General features: G+C 62.9%; 14 protein-coding genes. 5 read left to right on the top strand and 9 right to left on the bottom strand.

Annotation, left to right across the window (positions count from 1 at the left end):
- Nucleotides 1-15: 15 nt before the first annotated feature.
- The 5 genes from IG169_RS12545 to IG169_RS12525 form a co-directional block, all read right to left on the bottom strand.
- Nucleotides 16-1,470: a TrkH family potassium uptake protein gene (locus IG169_RS12545; RefSeq protein ID WP_210325985.1), complete on the bottom strand. Its 1,455-nt coding sequence runs from the start codon at nt 1,468-1,470 to the stop codon at nt 16-18.
- A gap of 188 nt (nt 1,471-1,658) precedes the next feature.
- A complete protein-coding gene (locus tag IG169_RS12540; protein ID WP_193176546.1) occupies nt 1,659-2,060 on the bottom strand; it encodes a GFA family protein in 402 nt (133 codons plus the stop codon).
- A 118-nt stretch (nt 2,061-2,178) separates the two neighbouring features.
- Nucleotides 2,179-2,676, bottom strand: coding sequence for a type II RES/Xre toxin-antitoxin system toxin (locus IG169_RS12535; RefSeq protein ID WP_193176545.1), 498 nt, complete (start codon nt 2,674-2,676; stop codon nt 2,179-2,181).
- The gene (parS, locus tag IG169_RS12530; protein ID WP_193176544.1) at nt 2,673-3,140 is read right to left on the bottom strand and encodes a type II RES/Xre toxin-antitoxin system antitoxin; all 468 of its coding nucleotides are present in this window, start codon (nt 3,138-3,140) and stop codon (nt 2,673-2,675) included. The genes IG169_RS12535 and parS overlap by 4 nt, the downstream gene beginning before the upstream one ends.
- Before the next feature lie 90 nt (nt 3,141-3,230).
- The gene (locus IG169_RS12525; protein WP_246717341.1) at nt 3,231-4,877 is read right to left on the bottom strand and encodes an acyl-CoA synthetase; all 1,647 of its coding nucleotides are present in this window, start codon (nt 4,875-4,877) and stop codon (nt 3,231-3,233) included.
- A gap of 207 nt (nt 4,878-5,084) precedes the next feature.
- Between IG169_RS12525 and IG169_RS24225 the strand changes: the two genes are divergently transcribed.
- Nucleotides 5,085-5,219, top strand: coding sequence for a hypothetical protein (locus IG169_RS24225; protein WP_281435921.1), 135 nt, complete (start codon nt 5,085-5,087; stop codon nt 5,217-5,219).
- A gap of 22 nt (nt 5,220-5,241) precedes the next feature.
- Nucleotides 5,242-5,724: a PRC-barrel domain-containing protein gene (locus IG169_RS12520; RefSeq protein WP_193176543.1), complete on the top strand. Its 483-nt coding sequence runs from the start codon at nt 5,242-5,244 to the stop codon at nt 5,722-5,724.
- 147 nt (nt 5,725-5,871) lie between these two features.
- On the opposite strand, the gene IG169_RS12515 is transcribed toward IG169_RS12520, so the two are convergent.
- A complete protein-coding gene (locus IG169_RS12515; RefSeq protein WP_193176542.1) occupies nt 5,872-6,768 on the bottom strand; it encodes a LysR family transcriptional regulator in 897 nt (298 codons plus the stop codon).
- 96 nt (nt 6,769-6,864) lie between these two features.
- Here IG169_RS12515 and IG169_RS12510 point away from each other — a divergent pair, with 96 nt between their 5' ends.
- Nucleotides 6,865-7,083 (top strand): hypothetical protein, encoded by a 219-nt coding sequence (locus IG169_RS12510; protein ID WP_193176541.1) that lies wholly within the window; start codon nt 6,865-6,867, stop codon nt 7,081-7,083.
- Between the two features lie 55 nt (nt 7,084-7,138).
- On the opposite strand, the gene IG169_RS12505 is transcribed toward IG169_RS12510, so the two are convergent.
- Together IG169_RS12505 and IG169_RS12500 are read right to left on the bottom strand one after the other, a co-directional pair.
- Entirely contained in the window at nt 7,139-8,200 is a 1,062-nt protein-coding gene (locus IG169_RS12505; RefSeq protein WP_193176540.1) for an aminopeptidase, read from the bottom strand.
- Between the two features lie 75 nt (nt 8,201-8,275).
- Nucleotides 8,276-9,097 carry a hypothetical protein gene (locus IG169_RS12500; RefSeq protein WP_193176539.1) on the bottom strand — a complete coding sequence of 274 codons (822 nt, stop codon included), beginning with the start codon at nt 9,095-9,097 and terminating at the stop codon, nt 8,276-8,278.
- A 116-nt stretch (nt 9,098-9,213) separates the two neighbouring features.
- Here IG169_RS12500 and IG169_RS12495 point away from each other — a divergent pair, with 116 nt between their 5' ends.
- Entirely contained in the window at nt 9,214-9,873 is a 660-nt protein-coding gene (locus tag IG169_RS12495) for a Fe2+-dependent dioxygenase (RefSeq protein ID WP_193176538.1), read from the top strand.
- A 77-nt stretch (nt 9,874-9,950) separates the two neighbouring features.
- Nucleotides 9,951-12,557: an ATP-dependent helicase gene (locus IG169_RS12490; protein WP_193176537.1), complete on the top strand. Its 2,607-nt coding sequence runs from the start codon at nt 9,951-9,953 to the stop codon at nt 12,555-12,557.
- A gap of 41 nt (nt 12,558-12,598) precedes the next feature.
- On the opposite strand, the gene IG169_RS12485 is transcribed toward IG169_RS12490, so the two are convergent.
- The gene (locus tag IG169_RS12485; RefSeq protein ID WP_193176536.1) at nt 12,599-13,696 is read right to left on the bottom strand and encodes a pPIWI-associating nuclease domain-containing protein; all 1,098 of its coding nucleotides are present in this window, start codon (nt 13,694-13,696) and stop codon (nt 12,599-12,601) included.
- Nucleotides 13,697-13,802: the final 106 nt, after the last annotated feature.

Below are 13,802 nucleotides of genomic sequence, written 5' to 3'. Positions count from 1 at the left end.
CGCCCTGCGGCGGCGCTAGATCAGCCAGAATTCCGGCAGCAGCACCACATAGACGGTCGCAAGCTCCAGCCGGCCGAGGATCATCGCGGCCATGATCAGCCACTTCGCGACGTCGGGAACCCCGCCGAAATTCGACGCCGGCCCGACGACCGGACCGAGGCCGGGTCCCGCATTCGCCATCGCCTGGGCGATCGCCGACGTACTCGACAGGAAGTCGAGACCGGTCGCCATGACCAGAAGCGACAGGAAGACGAAGGTGGCGAGATAGATGAACAGGAAATTGCGGACAGCGCCGAGCGTGTCGGCGTCGACGATGCGATCCTGGTATTTGAGCACGACGACGCGGCTGGGCGACAGCGCCGTCTTGAGATGCGCCCGGGCGCTGGCGAACAGGATCTGCCAGCGGAAGATCTTCACCGCGCCCGCCGTCGAGCCGGCGCAGCCGCCGATGAAGAACAGCAGGAAGAACAGCCCGACCGCGAAACTGCCCCAGCGGGAGAAGTCGGTGGTGGAAAAGCCCGTGTCGGTCAGGATCGACGTGACGTTGAAGGCGGATTCGCGCAGCGCCCGCAAGGGAGCCATCCCCTGCGTGACGTTCCAGGCGGTGGCGGCGAGAATCGCCACGGCCAGGATCTTGAGAAATCCGGCGATCTGCTCGTCCTCGAGAACGGCCTGCCGGCCCCGCATCAGGAGCTTCGCGTAGAAGATCAGCGGCAGCGCGCTCAGCGCCATGAACACCGTGAGAACCACCTCGATGCCGACCGAGTGGTAGTAGCCGACCGACGCGTCCCGGGTCGAGAAGCCGCCGGTCGCGATCGTCGTCATCGCGTGGTTGATGGCGTCGAAAAAGTTCATGCCGGTCATCAGCAGGCCGGCCGTGCAGGCGAAGGTCAGCCCGACATAGGCCGTCCCGATCGCCTGCGCCAGCTGGGTCACTTTCGGGAACGCCTTGCCGGAGACGTCCGACGATTCGAGCTTGAACAGCTGCATCCCGCCGACACGCATCATCGGCAGCATCGCGATCGCCATCCCGACGATTCCGACGCCGCCGATCCACTGTAACAGCGAGCGCCAGAGCAGGATGCCCGGCGGCATCGCGTCGAGCCCGGAAAACGCGGTCGCGCCGGTCGTCGTCAGGCCGGACACGGTCTCGAACATCGCATCGGCGAGCGACGGATGCAGCGAGGAAAAGACCAGCGGCAGGGAGCCGAAGAAACTGACGGAGAGCCAGGAGGAAACGGTGATCACATAGCCCGTGCGCCGGTCGATGGAGACGAAGCCCGGTTTGCGAAAGGCCGTGAACAGCAGCGCGCCGATTCCCGCGGTCAGGGCGGCCGAGGCGAGAAACGCGTCGGCGTCGCGCGCGTCGGTCGACAGATCGACGATGGCCGGAAGCAGCATCACGGTGGCGAGCGTCATCAGGAACACCCCGTTGACGTGAGCCGAGAAGCGCAGGACCCGTGTGTTCAATGCCCGCCTTCCGAAAAGAACCGGGATTTCAGGAAACGCCGGTCCGCTGTTCGAGGCAGAACGGACACGACGCGCTCCCCTGCCGACGACGGCCGGGGCCGATTTCGAGCGGGTTCCTATACCCGTCGGCGCGGGGTGGCAAGACGGATTGTGCGGTGCGGGATGAGGGGTGGCCGGAACCTGCCCCCTCACCCTGGCCGCTGATCGAACGTCTCCACATCCTCCAGGTGCTCGTCCCAGTTCGCCCTGTCGGCAAAGAAGATATGCGCGTCAGGCTTGATCTCGACCGGGGTGTCGAGGCATCCGGCCGGCACCATCACGCCCTCGCCGCGCTGGCGCGGCAGCGGCGAGCCGCACTCCGCGCAGAAGTTCTTCGAAAACCGCGTGCCGGGCACCTCGAAGGGCTTCACCTTGTCCTCCCCGGACAGCCAGGTGATCCGCGCGTCGGAGGAAAACAGGTTCGACGCATGCGCCGTCCCGGAAAACTTCCGGCAGCGGCTGCAATGGCACAGGAAGAACTTGTCGAAGTCGCCCGTAATCTCGAAGGTGACAGCGCCGCAAAGGCAGGAACCGGTATGTGTGCCGCTCATCGATGAACTCCTATCCTTGTCGTCGCGCTTCTGCAGATCGCCGCTACGCCCCAAATTTCCGCACATTCATGCTGGGGCGGTCAAAAGAACCTTTTCGACCAAGCCGTCCGCCACACTGTCAGTCCTGCAACCTCGGATCCAGCGCGAAGCGTTCCTGTTTCACGTCTTTGTAGTCGCTTGAGGGTTTTGTCGAATTAAAGATGAGGTTCCAGCTGTGCGGAGAAACCGCGCTTGGGATCAGGATGAACCGATAGTGAGCCAGGAGATTGTCGCCGAACTTCTGTTGATTCGTGTTCGGAGGGCACGGCGCAAGCCAATTGGGATTGGGCACGTGCACCGGTTTCACAACATGGATCGTGCCCGGATCCGTTATACGCGCTGACGTCATGACATGCGGTTTCGTATCGAGGACGCGGAAAGTCTTGTGAACGGCGACCTCCAGTATCGCCGTGGAAGGATCGAGTGAAGCATAGACCGCGCGAACGCCCGGAGAGTTCCAACGCCCACCGACGCGGAAGCTGCCTTCGCCGCTGTCCCAGGTCTGCGCGTGAACCTGGTCATCGAGCCGCCAGAACCGGATTTCCCCTGTCCCAAGCGGCGGCGGCAAAGGCGTCACGTATAAACCCCGAATTCGATGCGGGTAAGATAGTCCTCCACCGCCTCGACGCCGGCGGTTGTCGCCATCAGATCCAACGGCTTGCGCTGGTCTAGACCGATTGCCGGGCGCGTCATCCAGGCTTCCGCCTCCTCCTTGGAGCCGAACACCTCCGTCGCTCGTCCGAGAATTTCGGCGAATTTCCAGGTCCTGTTGCCCTGCTCGACGCTGAGATTGGTCGCCGCGTCCTTTCTTCGCCGCTGCAGCGTTCTCAAGCTGATCCCGATCGCCTTCTCGAATCCACTTTCCGCGCTTGGCAAATCGATCCGTTCAATGAGGTGCAACAGGGCCAAAACCGGCAGCCCCGTCATCAAAAGATCATGAGCTTCCATGCTGTTCCGCACAGGCGTGGAAATCGTCGCCTTCCCGCCAAGAAGGTCAAATGTTCGCACGACATCTTGCTCGATGGGTGTTGCTTCAATCATGACAGCCTCTCGAAACGTCAATTGTCGCTATATTTATGACAGCTGTCGTTAAGCGTTTCAAGCTCGAGCCGCAATCGCGGCGAGGGGCATTCAGACTCCTTTCGCGTGCTCCCGCAGCACATATTTCTGCACCTTGCCCGTCGAGGTCTTCGGCAGTTCCGTGAACACCACGTGGCGCGGGCATTTGAACCGCGCGATCAGGGCGCGGCAGTGCTCGATGATCTCGTCGGCGCTCGCCGCCTTGCCGGGCTTCAGTTCGATGAAGGCGCAGGGCGTTTCGCCCCATTTGTCGTCGGGCCGCGCCACCACCGCCACCGCCGCGACGGCGGGGTGCTTGTAGATCGCGTCCTCAACCTCGATCGACGAGATGTTCTCGCCGCCGGAGATGATGATGTCCTTGGAGCGGTCCTTCAGCTGGATATAGCCGTCCTCGTGCATCACGCCGAGATCCCCGGAATGGAACCAGCCGCCGCGAAACGCCTCGTCGGTCGCCGACGGGTTCTTGAGGTAGCCCTTCATGACGATATTGCCGCGGAACATCACCTCGCCCATCGTCTCGCCGTCGGCGGGCACCTTTTGCATCGTCTCCGGGTCCATCACGGTGACGTCCTCCAGCGCCGTGTAGCGCACGCCCTGGCGCGCCTTCTGCGCCGCCTTGTGCGGCCCGTCGAGCAGGTTCCACTGCGCGTGCCACTCGTTGACCACCGCCGGCCCGTAGGTCTCGGTCAGCCCGTAGAGATGCGTCACCTCGAAACCGGCATCGGCCATGCCGGCGAGCACGCTTTCCGGCGGCGGCGCGGCGGCGGTGTTGAAGGTCACCGTCTGCGGAAATTCGCGCTTCTCGTCGTCCGGCGCGTTGATCAGCGTCGACATGACGATCGGGGCCCCGCATAAGTGCGTCACCCCGTGGTCGGCGATCGCGTCATACATCGCGTTGGCGCGCACCCATCTCAGACACACATGCGTGCCCGCCTGCACCGCGAGCGTCCACGGAAAGCACCAGCCGTTGCAGTGGAACATCGGCAGCGTCCACAGATAGACCGGGTGCTTGGTCATGCCGGACGCAATGACGTTGGCATAGCCCATCAGCGCCGCGCCGCGATGGTGGTAGACGACGCCCTTCGGGTTGCCGGTCGTCCCCGACGTGTAGTTGAGCGAGATCGCGTCCCACTCGTCCTGCGGCATCGCCCACGCGTAATCCGGGTCGCCGTCGGCGATGAAATCCTCGTATTCGATGACGCCCAGCATCTCGCCCTTGGGGAACGGCGCGTCGTCGGGATAGTCCGGATCGTCGTAATTGATCACCAGCGGATTGGCCTCCGCCCGCTTCAGCGCCGAGGCCATCACGGCGGAAAACTCGCGGTCGACGATCACCACCTTGGCCTCGCCATGGTCGAGCTGGAAGGCGATGATGTCGGCGTCGAGACGCGTGTTGAGCGACAGCAGCACCGCGCCGGCCATCGGCACGCCGTGATGGGCCTCCAGCATCGCCGGCGTGTTCGACAGCATCGCCGCCACCGTCTCGCCGCGCTTGACGCCGGCCTTTTCCAGCGCCGAGGCGAGCTTGCGCGAGCGGGCGTAGAAATCGGCATAGGTCCGGCGCAGCGATCCGTGGATGATGGCGACATGGTCCGGGAATATCCCGGCTGCGCGCTGCAGGTGCTTCAGCGGCGTCAGCGGCTGGTAATTGGCCGCGTTGCGGTCGAGCCCTTCGCCATAGATCGTGCCTTCCATCATGTCCTCCCGGTGGTGACGAATTCCAGACGGCCAATCTAGGGACTTCGCCGGGCGGCGTCATCCGGGAAATCGCTGAAAACGGTTCCATCACGATCTGTGTCGGGGAGAAAACCGGTTTGTTCCCGCGCTCGGGAACCGGTGCCGGTCCGCCGCCGTTTTCCGTTCGATGGCGCGCCACGTGCGACGCCGCGAAAAGAGGAGACTGTCATGAAACGCAAGCTTTTGACTTCGACCGCGACCCTCGCCCTGATCATGGCCCCGATGGCCCCGGTTTTCGCGCAGGACAGCGGACAAGCCGGCCATCATCGTGCCCGGCGACGACGGAGCAACTGCCACCGTTGACGGAACAATGGATGGCGGCTCCATGGACACCGGGAATACCGTGACGGGACAGGCCGAAACCGGCAGCGACATCTTCTTCGTCTACGAGGCGGACAACCAGTATCGCTCGACCAAGCTGGTCGGCCACACGGTCACCGACAGCCAGGACGAAACGCTCGGCGATATCAACGATCTCGTCGTCTCGGCCGACGGCAAGCTCGAGGGCGTCATCATCGGCGTCGGCGGGTTTCTCGGCATCGGCGAGAAGAATGTCGGCGTCCGTTTCAGCGCGCTGACCATCACGGAAAATCCGGAAGCCGGCGACATGAGGGTGACGCTCGACACCACCCGCGACCAGCTGGAATCCGCTCCGGAATTCGTGACGAAGGAGGCCCAGGCGGCCGCCGAGCGGCGCCAGCAGGACATGCAGGGCATCGGCGGCACGGATACGGGCGTGACGGGCGCGCTTCCGCCGGCGACCCCGGCCGTTCCCGGGGAGGAACCGCCCGCCGCTCCGGCGCAGTGATCCCCGACGTCGCGGCAGGAACCGGGCGGCCGAAAGCCGTCCGGTTCAATCCGTCCGGGAAAACGCCTGCCCGATGCCCACATCAATTCCGGCGATGACGGAGGAACCGGTTCCGGCGCGCTTTTCGCCCGCGAGCGGGCGGAGCCGCTATCGGAAAATCGCCGCGTAGCGCGGGCCGAAAAATTTCGTGAACGCCTTCACTTCCGGCCGCCGATAGGCGTCCGGCGAGATGAGGATCATGTGCTGCGCCGACATCTCCTCGGGCGGCTCGAAGCAGCGTATCAGCGTTCCGGCTCTCTCATCGGCTTCGGCCAGCTTCAGGTTCATGACGCCAAGACCGTGCCCGGCCCTTATGGCGGCGTCCATCAATTCGATCTCGCTGAACGACATGACGATCTGCTCCGGCGAAATTTGTCGCAGCAGCCATTCGCGAAATTGAAAGTGCATGCCGGTGCGCTCGAAAGTCACGAACGAATGACCCTGCATTTCTTCGGGGGACCGCGGCAGGCCGTGTTTCTTCGCATAGGCCGGCGCGCCGTAAAGCGTGAAACGCGCCGTGCTGATTTTCCTGCAAATAAGGTTTTGATCCGGTTCGCTTGCCGTTATGCGCAATGCGATATCGGCTTCGCCTGCCGAAAGATCGAGCGTTTTGACGCCCGGCAGGAACTCGAACCGCACCTCCGGATGCAGTGTGGAGAATTCGCTGAAAACCTGCGTCACGCGCGGCGAAAAATTGGCCGAGAACGCGGTTATCCGGATGGGACGCGGACGCGACAGGCTGTCTGCGTTCTTCGCCAGTTCTGACGCTGCTGCCTCCAGCACTTCTGCATGCGGCAGCAGCGACCGGGCGGCTTCGGTTGGCCGGAACCCGCGATTGTCTCGCTCGAAAAGGATCAGCCCGAGCTGGTGCTCCAATGCCTCGATTCGGCGCGCGACGGTTGGCTGCGCGACTCCGAGCGCGTGCGAGGCCGCAAGCGTCGACCCCTTCCTGAACACGGCCAGAAAGACCCTGACGTCGGACCAGTTCTGAAAATCGTTCTTCATTTTTGAAGATCAGCACAACGTTTGGGAATGTTCCAGCCTGAATCGCGGCGGCTTACCCTCGGCGACAGCGAAGCAACCCGGGACAGGATCGGAAAAATGACATCGCTGACGCTTTCTCCGCGAATTCGGGACTATGTCGACATGCTTCTTGGCCGTCGCGCCGGGTCCGAACCGTCACGGTCCGGCAAGCCGAACCCTCCACAAAGCCGGGAAGAAAGGCACGAGTTGATCGACGAGATGCTGCTGACCAATCCGGCGATTTGCGCAAGCGAGTTCGGCGTTCAATGGATGTATACGAGATACGGCAGGGATTGACCGCGCGGCGGCCGATGGACAGGGATGGCGCGGCCGGCGGGTCGCAGCCGCCCCGTCAATCGCAGCTCTTCGCCGCCTTCAGCGCATCGTGGCGCTTGTCCCTGTCCAGCGCGCCAAGGCGCGCGACCGCCGCGTAGAAATCCGGATAGTCGCCCGAGCAGACGTCCAGCAGATGCACGAAAGCCGGCGCCAGATCGTTGTAGAAGCCGGTCGCCGCGAGCTTCGCGTTGTTGATCGGGCTATCGAACCAGGCATCGTACCCGTCATATCCGCCCCAGCGGCCGTCCCTTAGACGCCGATACCGCAGCCGCAGATTTTCGATGACGGCTTCTTTCGCCACCCGTTTTTGCTCTGCGTCGCCCGAACCGCCATAGACGGCCTTCAACTCGTTTCGCGCCTCGGCCACGAGCGCGAGAAAATCGGCCTCGCGCTTCCGGCCGGCTTCGTAACGCCGTAACGCTGCGGTCTCGTGCCTCCGCCTCAGCCACTTCTTCACACCGGTCGTCTCGACGGCGACGGCGAAGGCCTCGTTGAATGCGGTGTCGCCACGCACATAGAAGCGCTGGTGGGCAAGTTCGTGAAACACCAGTCCGGCGAGGTAGGTTTCATCATGGCGGAGCATCGTGTTGAGCAGCGGGTCGCTGAACAATCCGAGCGTCGAATAGGCGGTAACGCCCGATATGTAGACGTCCAGGCCTTGCCGTTCGATCCCGGCGGCGAACCGGGATGCCGCCTCGCGGGAAAAATAGCCCCGATAGGGCACGCATCCGTAGAGCGGAAAGCACCAGCTGCGTGCGTTCAGCGAGAATTCGGGCGCCGCGAAGACGGCCCATGTGACGAAATCCCGGTGGGTGTCGACATAGACGCGATAGCTGTTGTTGTCCGGCAGCGCGAGTTCACCGGTTGCGAAGCGGCGGATGTCGCTTGCCAGTTCCAGCTGCGCGCGCAATGCGCTCGGCTCGGAAGGATCGTCGATGAGCCTTTCGACCTTCTGGCGAGCCGAGATCATGCGGATATGGCCGTTCAGGGACTGCGCATAGTAGGAAATGCCGGTGCAGCCGGTGAGGACCAAAAGCAGGACGGCCGCCGCCATCGATCGAAAGAATGCGCGATACATGCTTCGCCCCTGTCACGGCTGCCTGTCCTGTCGAGCAATTGCCGCGCAAGCCCGGCCGCTCCGCGCGAACGGTACTCAATCCATCCGCAGCGACACCAGTTCGATGCGCGCCGCCGTTCCGGCGATGACGGAGGACTCGGTCCCGGCGGGCTTTTCGCCGGTGAGGTCCGGCCACGCGCTGTCCAGCCCGTCCAGATAGGCGGAGATCTTCTCGAACTCCTTGCCATATTCCTCGCGCATGAAGTCGGGCGCGCCGCCAAGCAGCCGCTTCGCCGCCTGCACGTAGCCCCAGGCGTCCTGGTATTCATGCGCGTCCGTCACCTTGCCGTCCGTCACGCCATTCGCATAGTCGCCGCCGGCATTGCGCACCAGGTGCACGATGGTCAGCGCCAGTTCGCGCGGCGCTTCCGGCGCGCCGTTTTCCTGCGTGGCGGCGGTCAGCGCCGCAAGCTTCGATTTCACCTCATCGGCCGGCGCGCCTTGGTCGATCGCGTCGGCCAGCGCTGTCAGTTCCGCGGCAAAGCCCGGCATGTTGAACTCGGTCAGCATCGGCTTGAGCGCCGTGTAGATGTCGTCGGACGGGCGCACCAGGTGGCCCTTCGCCGCCGCGGCCTGGCCCTGTTCGTAGAGCGCCGCCGCGGCGATCATCTTGCCGGCGATCTCGCCGACCCCGATATGAAACGCCAGGTCTTCGTCGACCCCCGTGCCGACGCCCTCGCCGGCCTCGCCGCCCGAACCGGCCGCCAGGATCAGCGGCGCCAACGCTCCGGCGATCGCGCTCGTATCGTGGAAAGTCTTGCCCGGGAAATTGTTGCCGACAAGCGGGCCCGCCTGCGCCGCGGTCGTCGCCGCCACCGCCGTGCCCAGCACCGCGAGCTTTCTGATCGTTTTCTTCATGGTCGCCTCGCAACTCGAAGTCCGTATTGCCGAAATTCGCTATCATCGGCTAAGAGTTAACTCAACCGGAAATGTCAACTTTAAGAACCGGAACCATTCGCGAAGAAAGGCGGCGCATGCTGACGATCGAGAACATCCTGAGCGAGGCCGAGGTCGACGCCATCGCGGAGACGCTCGCCGAGGCCGAGGCCGGTTTCGCCGACGGCGCGAAGACCGCCGGCTGGCAGGCGAAAGACGTCAAGCGCAACCAGCAGCTCGACGCGAAGGCAGCCGCCGCCATCACCGCCAAGGTCGAGGCGGCGCTGCGCGCCAACCCCGTCTTTGCGGCCTTTGCCCGCCCGCGCGATTTCGTCAGGCTGATGGTGTCGCGCTACCGCGAGGCCATGGAATACGGCATGCATGTCGACGACGCGCTGATGGACGGCAGGCGCACCGACCTCTCCTTCACCCTGTTCATCTCCGCCCCGGACGCTTATCGGGGCGGCGAACTGGAGATCGAGGCGCCGGGCGGCAACGTTTCGGTCAAGGAGGCCGCCGGCTCCGCCTTCGTCTATCCCTCGACGACGCTGCACCGCGTCGCCCCCGTCACGTCCGGCGAGCGCCTCGTGGTCGTCGGCTGGGTGCGCAGCCTCGTGCGCGGCGCCGAACAGCGCGACATCCTGTTCGAGCTCGACAACGTCATCGCCGCGTCGCGGCAGGAGGGCGCGTCGCGCGCCACGCTCGACCGACTGCTCAAGGTGCAAAACAACCTGCTCCGGCTCTGGGCGGAAGACTAGAACATTTCGGGATCGTTTGGCGGGATAAACGCCCGGATTGCTGGCTTTCTTCCGCCGAATCACTACATTCCCTGTCAATGAGCGATCCTTTCGACGACATCCCCTTCGGCGACGAGCCATCCCGCCCTGCCCCGGCGGCATCGGGCATCGCCGCGCGCGCCATGGCCGCCCGGCAGCCCCGGCGGCCCGACTATCTCGAGGGCCTCAACGCGGAGCAGCGCCGCGCCGTCGAGACGACCGAGGGTCCGGTGCTCGTGCTCGCCGGCGCCGGCACCGGCAAGACCCGCGTCCTGACCACCCGCATCGCCCATATATTGTCGCTCGGCCTCGCCTGGCCGTCGCAGATCCTCGCCGTCACCTTCACCAACAAGGCCGCCCGCGAGATGAAGGAGCGTATCGGCATGCTGGTCGGCGAGGCGGTCGAGGGCATGCCCTGGCTCGGGACCTTCCACTCCATCGGGGTGAAGATCCTGCGCCGCCACGCCGAACTGGCGGGCCTCAGGTCCGATTTCACCATCCTCGACACCGACGACCAGATCCGCCTGATCAAGCAGGTCATCCAGGCCGAGGGCCTCGACGACAAGCGCTGGACGCCGCGCACCTTCGCCCAGATGATCGACGGCTGGAAGAACAAGGGCTGGGGCCCGAAGGACATCCCCGAGGGCGACGCCCGCGCTTTCGCGAATGGAAAGGGCCGCGAACTGTTTTCCGCCTATCAGGACCGCCTCAGGACGCTGAACGCCTGCGACTTCGGCGATCTTCTGTGCCACCCGATCCGGATCCTGCGCGACAACCCGGACGTGCTGGCCGAGTATCACGCCAAGTTCAAATACATCCTGGTCGACGAGTACCAGGACACCAACACCGCGCAATATATGTGGCTGCGCCTGCTGGCGCAGCGGCCCAAAACCAAATCCGGCGGATTGGCCGAAGCGCCCGCTCCCTTCGATGCTTCCGGCGCGCCCGCCCCCGCCGAAGGCGGCAAGGGCGACCGCCCGTCCGAGCCTTTGCGAGGCCCCCGCGGAGGGCCAGCGCCGCAAGGCGCGGAACGGCCCGTGAGCGAAAACACAGTCAATATTTGCTGCGTCGGAGATGATGATCAGAGTATTTACGGCTGGCGTGGCGCCGAGGTCGACAACATCCTGCGCTTCGAGAAGGATTTTCCCGGCGCCACCGTCATCAGGCTGGAGCGCAACTACCGCTCGACCGAACACATTCTCGGCGCCGCCTCGCATCTGATCGCCCACAATGAGGGCCGGCTCGGCAAGACGCTGTTCACCGAGATGGCCGATCCCGACCACTCACGCGTGCAGGTCCACGCCGCCTGGGATTCCGAGGAGGAAGCCCGCGCCGTCGGCGAGGAGATCGAGCAGGCGCAGCGCGGCGGCCACGCCCTCAACGACATGGCCATCTTGGTCCGCGCCTCCTTCCAGATGCGCGAATTCGAGGATCGTTTCGTCACGCTCGGCCTCAACTACCGCGTCATCGGCGGCCCGCGCTTCTACGAGCGCATGGAGATCCGCGACGCCATGGCCTATTTCCGCGTCGTCGCCCAGCCGGCCGACGATCTCGCCTTCGAGCGCATCGTCAACACGCCGAAGCGCGGCCTCGGCGACGCCTCGGTGCGCATGCTCCACGACTATGCCCGCGCGCGAAACATCCCGATGCTGGAGGCGGCCGGCGAGATCGTCCAGACCGAGGAGATGAAGCCGAAGCCGCGCGCCGCCTTGCGCGAACTGGTCGAGAATTTCGCCCGCTGGCAGCAGCGGCTGGAAAACTCGCCGCACGCCCAGCTCGCCGAGGAGATCCTCGACGAGAGCGGCTACACCGCGATGTGGCAGAACGACCGCTCGGCCGAGGCGCCGGGGCGCCTGGAAAACCTCAAGGAACTCGTCAACAACATGGAGGAATACGAGAGCCTGCGCTCCTTCCTCGAACATGTCGCCCTCGTCATGGACGCCGAGCAGAACGAGGACATGGACGCCGTCTCCATCATGACGCTGCACGCCGCCAAGGGGCTGGAATTCCAGACCGTCTTCCTGCCCGGCTGGGAGGAAGGCCTGTTTCCGCACCAGCGCGCCCTCGACGAGGGAGGTCGTTCGGGTTTGGAAGAAGAACGCCGCCTCGCCTATGTCGGCCTGACGCGCGCCAAGCGCCATTGCCACATCTGGTTCGTCTCCAACCGCCGCATTCACGGCTTGTGGCAGTCGACCGTGCCGTCGCGCTTCCTCGACGAACTCCCCGCCGTCCATTGCGACGTCGCCGAGCCGTCATCCAACTATGGCGGCTACGGCTCCTATGGCGCCTCGCGCTTCGACAATGCCGACGCCTTTTCCTCCAACCGCTCGTCGCCCGGCTGGCAGCGCGCCCGCGCCAACCGCTCCGAGGCAACCTCGAAAAACTGGGGCGCGCGCTCCGGCCACGCGGTCGAACGCATCGGCTACGGCGAGACCGATTCCGGCTACGGCGCCGGGCGAAAGAGCGTGAAGGGCCGCGTCATCGAGGGCGAACTCGTCGCCAAGTCCGTCTCCGACACCCCGTCGGATTTCGAAGTCGGCGACCGCGTCTTCCACCTCAAATTCGGCAACGGCAACGTGGTGAATGTTGAAGGCAATAAGCTCACCGTCGATTTCGACAAGGCCGGGCAGAAAAGGGTTCTGGACGGGTTCGTGGAGAGGGTGTGAAATATTTTTATTAAATCTACCTACGTCATTAGCAGTGAGGGCTATAGAAGCAGAAGAGCGAGGGCCATTTCTGTCGTCTGCAAATATGTCTTGATATGACGCTCAGCAATCGCTCCGCGCTGATGGGCAAGGCCACTCATCTTCTTATGCATTGACTCAAGAAGCGCTGCGGCATTTTCCAAAATCTCCGCATCGTTTTTCGAATCTCCAGACTTTCTATTTTTTAGAGCGTACCTAAACCGCATTTTTCGCGTCACGCCGCTCGTGCTTTCCTTCGCAGGTTGAAATCCCGGTTCAGCTGTAATTTTTTCTATCGGAGCGACTGCATCTAAAGTTTGGATGATAAGCTCCCTCGCAGAATGCGCAGCTTGACGCGCCGCATCTGGCGATGAAGATAATGACGCTGACCATGCTCCGCTTCTGAGTTCCACCAAATGAGAGCCGAGTTCCATCAGAGCTGCATCCAGTTCATCCGGCGCCCCACGCTTCAAGGCTTCTTGTCCCAATTCTGTGATGGTTAGCCAGTCCTTGGGCGCTGCGAGATCAGACATCGTCGGCATTAGAAAACCGTCACGTACTAACGCATCGATACATTGGTCTGCCTGAAATCGTTCTTCAGGTGTGAACTTGCGATTAAGCATTTTTTCTAGTGGGCCGTCCTGATAGGAACGACCAATCACATTATTTCGGTTCGTTTTTTCTGCGCCGAGGAAAATACGCAGTATCGCAATCTTGAGTTCATGATCACCCAATCCATGTGTCAGACTAGAGCTCGGCTTACTAGCAGATAATTTAAAATCAGAAATCGCATTGTCTTTCTCACGATTGAGCGAAAGCCGGAATTCAAGAAACTCTGCCCGATCCGCGAACTCCGAAATAGAAGAGAACCCTCCGCTAAACCTAAAGATCTCCAAAACTCTTGATATTAGATTTTGCAGAAGGGAATCGTACGATTCAAGGTATGCTGAAGCGTTAGGCGCATCGTATTCGAAAATATGCGCCCCGCCGATTTCAGCGGCCTCTCTAAAACCATCAATGCAAATGTCTTGGATAGAATTAAATTCAGCTTTGCTACCTGGTCTCCCAAAACCAACTGCTTGGAAGTGTTTTTCCGTGACCTTTCTATCGATATCTTTCAAGGATTATTCCATAGCGCGCCACGCCGATTCGATAACTTCCTGATCTCGCGACATAAGCTTTGCCTTCACGGATTTTTCGACTTTGGAATTTGTTCGATAGTTAAGG

This window comes from Oricola nitratireducens (assembly GCF_014904745.1).
Classification (GTDB): domain Bacteria; phylum Pseudomonadota; class Alphaproteobacteria; order Rhizobiales; family Rhizobiaceae; genus Oricola; species Oricola nitratireducens.
This window is presented reverse-complemented; position numbering and strand designations above follow the sequence as displayed.